We start from the raw sequence: 4,962 nt of genomic DNA on the forward strand, positions 1-4,962 counted from the left end.
CTTCGCTTCGCTCAGGCATCGGTCGGCGCCGTGCGTCGCCCGGCTAACTGCGTCCTCCGGACGCGCTCCTTCGCTTCGCTCAGTCGCCTTTTGGGCACGGCGTTCTCCTCCCGCTGCTGATCCGGGCTCCAAGCACGGCGTTCTCCTCCCGCTGCCTTCGCTTCGCTCAGGCATCGGTCGGCGCCGTGCGTCGCCCGGCTAACTGCGTCCTCCGGACGCGCTCCTTCGCTTCGCTCAGTCGCCTTTTGGGTGTTGAGCAGGTGAAACACCTGTGGCCCGTCGCCCTCTAGGAGGGGAGGTGACGGGCCACAGGTGTTTTGCGCGCGGGTCAGCCGGCGAGCGGCAGGGGTTCCCTATGCACTGACAAGCGGATGTCGAGGGCCTGGGCCAGTCGGTTCAGCACAGGGATGGTCGGTGTGGTGCCACCGGCCTCGAACCGGGCGATCGTCGGCTGCTGCATCCCTGTCCGTTCGGCGAGCTGGGCCTGGGTGAGGCCGAGGGCGAGTCGGCGCTTGCGTACTTCGCAGCCGAGTTCGTAGCGGATTCGGGCGGCCTCGCACGCTTTGCCCGCACCCGGCCAGGCGAAGATCTCTTCGCATTTTTCATTCCAGGATTTGCGCGGCTGTGTCATGAGGATTCCTCCTCATCCCCGGTGCGCATCGGCGACGGGCCCTTCAGCGGTGGCACCGGACATCTGCACGGTGCAGGCCCGGGGCCGCCAACTTCAAGTCCCGGGTGAGCAGTGGACAACCCAGAGCTTCCGACAGAGCGATGTAGGAAGCGTCATATGCGGTGAAGTTGCCGCGTAGTTCCCACACTCGATCTTCCAAGGTCGCCATCGGGTAGTGCGAGATCTGAATTCCGGTGAACTCAGCGCGCGCGGATTCGGCGATCGCCGCTTCGACCTTCTTACCGATCAGTAGGCCGCGCAACGTGTGCACCACCTCGAAGTCGAGGATGTAAGGTGCGTGCACCGAACCCGAGGCAGTGAATTCCCGGAACAATTCGGGATGGACGGGGGATGCGATGAGCAAGTGCACCATCGCGGACGCGTCGATGACGATCACCCGATGAACTCCTGCCGTCCTTCGTGAAGCGCGGCGAGGATGTCATCGTCGGTGGGGGCGTCCTGCTGTCGGACCATGGTCCGCAGCCGCTGGGCGACCTCGGCCTGAGTCGGGTGCCGGGCCATGCCTGTCACCTGGGACAGCAGATACTCGGAGATGGATTGCCCGGCGAGCGCAGCACGGGCACGGATGGTCGCGTGGACGTCGTCGGGCACGTCCCGGATCTGCAGGGTCTTAGCCATGGACCCAGGATGCCATGCATAGTGCATGTGGGGCATGTGTTTTGCAGAATTCGCATCCAGAGTCGATTCCCACTGGGCGTGTCGACGTTCCCGCACCGCACGCTCGATCATGCAGACGAAGCGCTCGTCCCTATATGCGGAAAGGGCTCCGGGTTCGGTCATGCGCCGACCCCGAAGCTCTCGCCACTCGCGGCCAAAAGTCGTGGCCGGTACGCTACGCGGCACCGCCGAGCTTGTAGTCAGATCCGAATATGAACCACCTTGTTGAGCGAATTGGCCATTCGGGTGCAAGTTAAACCACTGCGGATATGTGAATGTCCATCTGTGGCCCTCCGTCCCCCAAAGGGGCTGGACGCGGGTGTTTTCCGTCTACTTACGTCCACCCGGCTCGCCCGGCCAGATCCCCGTCGCCTGCTCATACCCCTTCGCTCCGCCCCGGTCTATGGCCGCCCGCACCACGGCGAAGACCGCTCCCTGGACCGCCGCCGCGAGCAGGACCTCCGTCCAGCTCCGGTCCGCGTCCAGCGGGTCGGGCGCGTCGTCCTCGTGTGTGACCGCCTGCCACACCCGGTCGAAGACCTTCCCGGCCAGCATGCCGCCGGCCATCCCCATGACTAGTCCGAGCGGGCGGTACGCCGCCGTGCCGAAGCTCATTTCCACATGCCCCGTCCCGCCTCGGGGGTGACTTTCACCTTCAGCGGTCCGCCGGTGCGCTTCTGACGGTTCTTCAGCAGGATCCAGACCGTCGTGCCGACAATCGCGGCCGTGGTGACCAGGCGTTTCCCCGGCCCGCGGCGGTTGATCTCGTCGAGGCCCGTGCCGACCCTCCTCCTGGCCTGGCGCAGGTCCTCGTGCAGTTCCCTGGAGTCCGTCGGCAATTCGGTGTCCGTACCGAATCCCCGGCGGCCGTAGCGGTCGTTGTCCATGGTGATGCCTCCTTCCGCTGCGGGTGCGGCTGCCCGGTCCGGAGGCGGACTAACGTGCGGGAACGGATCTGCGGAACACCGAAGGGGCACCGCAGCCCGAACTGCGATGCCCCTGAGGAAGTTGATGAACGGTCAGGCGGCGTCGAACACCGTCTCGCCGTCAACCCAGGTGCGCTGCACCGTCAGGTCCTCGTTCCACCAGACCAGGTCGGCCTTCGCACCGGGTGCGATCCGCCCCAGGTCGGCCCGGTCCAAAGCGTCAGCCGGTACGGATGTCCCGCACGTCAGCACCTGCGCCAGCCCGTGGCCCAGATCGGTGAGGTTACGCACCGCCTGATCGAGTGTCAGAGCCGAACCGGCCAGGCCACCGCGGTCGTTGCGGGGGGCGTCGCCGTCGACAAGAGTCACCTCGACGTCGCCGAGGAAGTACGTGCCCGGGGGCATGCCGGCCGCCGCCATCGCATCGGTGACCAGGGCCGTACGGCTTCCGGCCAGGTCGAGGACCAGTGAGCACACGGTCGGTGCGACGTGGTGCATGTCGGCGATCAGACCGGGCGTCAGCCGTGAGTCGGTCAGTGCCGCGCCGACGACGCCGGGCTCCCGGTGGTTCAGGCCGGTCTGGGCGTTGAACAGGTGGGTGACCATGGTCGCGCCCGCGTCGGCGGCTTCGGTGGCTTCGGCCGCGGTGGCGTCGGAGTGGCCGATGGAGACCTTGATCCCGGCCGCCGCGATGCGCCGGACCGCGTCCATGCCGCCGGGCAGCTCGGGGGCCAGGGTGACCATCTCCAGGACGTCCCGCACGTCGGCGTCGGCGAGCAACTTGTCGATGTCCGCGGCCTCCGGGTCCCGGCGATAGCGGATGGGGTGCGTGCCGATCCGCTTGGGGGACAGGAACGGCCCCTCCAGGTGGATGCCCAGCGGGCGGGCGACGGCCTCGTCAGTGAGGGTCGAACGGTAGACGTGCGCCTGCTTGAGCGCCGCGATCAGTTCGTCCAGGTCGCCGGTGATGAACGTCGGGAGGTACGAGGTGACCCCGGTCGCGGCGAGCTTCGTGCAGACGTCCCGCCACCCGTCCAGGTCGGCGGACACGAAGTCATGGCCGAAGGCGCCGTTGACCTGCAGATCGATGAGCCCGGGGGTGAGGATGCCGTGCTTCAGTTCGAGGTGGTCCGGGCTGGAGGCCGGGACTTCGTGCAGGACGCGCTCGATGTGGCCGTTCTCGACCACGACCGCCGCCGGTCCGGAGATGCGACCGCCGATGAGTACGCGTGGGGCCGAGATGATGGCCACGTTGGGGTCCTTTCGCCTCGTGATTTTCTGAGCCGCCGGTCAAGCTGATGAGTTCCCCGGGTGCGGGCCCGGGGAACCGTCGACCATTGTGGTTCAGACCAATTGAATTTGTCTAGACCAATCGCTACGAGTCCGGTAGAAGCCCCGGTCGGGGCGTTGCGACCCCGTTTTGGGCAGGCCTCAGGACAAAACGGTCGCACGGAGCGCCCGCAGTGCCCGGTCCAGATCCTCGTCGCTGAGATCGGCCCTGGCCGCCAGGCGCAGCCTGGAGATCCCGTCCGGTACGGACGGCGGCCGGAAGCAGCCGACCCGTACGCCCTGGCCGGCACACGCCTCGGCGGCGGCGAAGGCCGCCTCAGGGGCCCCGATCAGCACCGAGGCCACCGCCCCCGCCGGTTCGGTGGCGGTCAGGCCGAGGGCCCGTGCCCCGGCCGCCAGCGCGGTGGCGTTGTCCCGTACGGCCTGGGCAAGCCCCGGCTTCTCCCGCAGGATCCGCAGTGCCTCCAGGGCGGCGCCGACACACGCCGGGGCAAGCCCGGTGTCGAAGATGAACGTCCGGGCCGAGTCGATCAGGTGGTCGACCACCCGCTGCGGCCCGAGCACCGCGCCGCCCAGCGAGCCCAGCGCCTTGGACAGCGTCACGGTGACCACGATGTCGTCGCTCCCCGCGAGCCCGGCCGCGTACACCGCCCCACGCCCCCCGTCGCCGACGACACCGAGCCCGTGGGCCTCGTCCACGACCAGCACCGCGCCGTACCGCCGGACGACCCCGTGCAGCTCCCGCAACGGCGCCAGGTCGCCGTCCACCGAGAACACCGAGTCGGCGACGACCACGGCCCGTTTTTCCGTACGGTTCGCCAGCGCGTCGGCGACCGCTCGGACGTCACGGTGCGGAGTGACCGCCACCCGGGCGCGGGACAGCCGGCAGGCGTCCACGATCGACGCGTGGTTCACCGCATCCGAGACGATCAGCGAGCCGGGCCCGGTCAGTGCGGTGAGCACCCCGAGGTTGGCCAGGTAACCCGAGGAGAACACCAGAGCCGCCGCCGTGCCCAGGTGACCGGCCAGCTCCTCTTCCAGGGCCGCGTGCAGCGCCGTGGACCCCGTCACCAGGCGGGAACCCGTAGAACCCGCCCCCCAGGTCTCCACGGCCTCCACAGCCGCCTGTACGACCCTCGGGTGCCGGGACAGCCCCAGGTAGTCGTTTCCGGCCAGATCCAGGACGTCACCGGCGTCAGCGGCCCGCGGCCGCACCCGCCGCCGCAGCCCGGCGGCGACCCGCTCCTGCTCCCGTGCGTCCAGCCAGTCCAGTGGATGTGTGTACATTTCGCTCCCTTTTTTTGCCGGGCTCCAAGCGCAGGCGTCATCCTCACATCCCCGTCGCTGCGCTCCGGGGCTGTTCGGCGCCCGCGCGTCGCCCGGTCAACCAGCGTCCTC

Annotated in this window: 7 protein-coding genes; all 7 read right to left on the bottom strand. The window is 68.6% G+C overall.

Annotated features, from left to right (window positions below; all coding sequences use genetic code 11):
* Positions 1-328 precede the first annotated feature (328 nt).
* The 7 genes from AC0Z36_RS29170 to AC0Z36_RS29200 all read right to left on the bottom strand — a co-directional run bounded on the left by AC0Z36_RS29170 (position 329) and on the right by AC0Z36_RS29200 (position 4,851).
* Positions 329-631: a helix-turn-helix domain-containing protein gene (locus AC0Z36_RS29170; RefSeq protein WP_485466088.1), complete on the bottom strand. Its 303-nt coding sequence runs from the start codon at positions 629-631 to the stop codon at positions 329-331.
* 43 nt (positions 632-674) lie between these two features.
* The gene (locus tag AC0Z36_RS29175) at positions 675-1,067 is read right to left on the bottom strand and encodes a type II toxin-antitoxin system VapC family toxin (protein WP_485466089.1); all 393 of its coding nucleotides are present in this window, start codon (positions 1,065-1,067) and stop codon (positions 675-677) included.
* Positions 1,064-1,309, bottom strand: a complete 246-nt coding sequence (locus tag AC0Z36_RS29180) for a FitA-like ribbon-helix-helix domain-containing protein (RefSeq protein ID WP_485466090.1) — start codon at positions 1,307-1,309, stop codon at positions 1,064-1,066. The genes AC0Z36_RS29175 and AC0Z36_RS29180 overlap by 4 nt, the downstream gene beginning before the upstream one ends.
* A 369-nt stretch (positions 1,310-1,678) precedes the next feature.
* Complete coding sequence (locus AC0Z36_RS29185) at positions 1,679-1,963, bottom strand: DUF4235 domain-containing protein (protein WP_485466091.1); 285 nt, start codon at positions 1,961-1,963, stop codon at positions 1,679-1,681.
* A complete protein-coding gene (locus tag AC0Z36_RS29190; protein WP_485466092.1) occupies positions 1,960-2,235 on the bottom strand; it encodes a hypothetical protein in 276 nt (91 codons plus the stop codon). Before AC0Z36_RS29190 ends, AC0Z36_RS29185 begins: the two co-directional genes overlap by 4 nt.
* Positions 2,236-2,367: 132 nt before the next feature.
* Positions 2,368-3,525, bottom strand: coding sequence for an N-acetylglucosamine-6-phosphate deacetylase (nagA, locus tag AC0Z36_RS29195; RefSeq protein WP_485466093.1), 1,158 nt, complete (start codon positions 3,523-3,525; stop codon positions 2,368-2,370).
* Between the two features lie 180 nt (positions 3,526-3,705).
* A complete protein-coding gene (locus AC0Z36_RS29200; protein ID WP_485466094.1) occupies positions 3,706-4,851 on the bottom strand; it encodes an 8-amino-7-oxononanoate synthase in 1,146 nt (381 codons plus the stop codon).
* Between the last annotated feature and the right edge of the window lie 111 nt (positions 4,852-4,962).

It is taken from the genome of Kitasatospora sp. UYEF31, assembly GCF_057291755.1.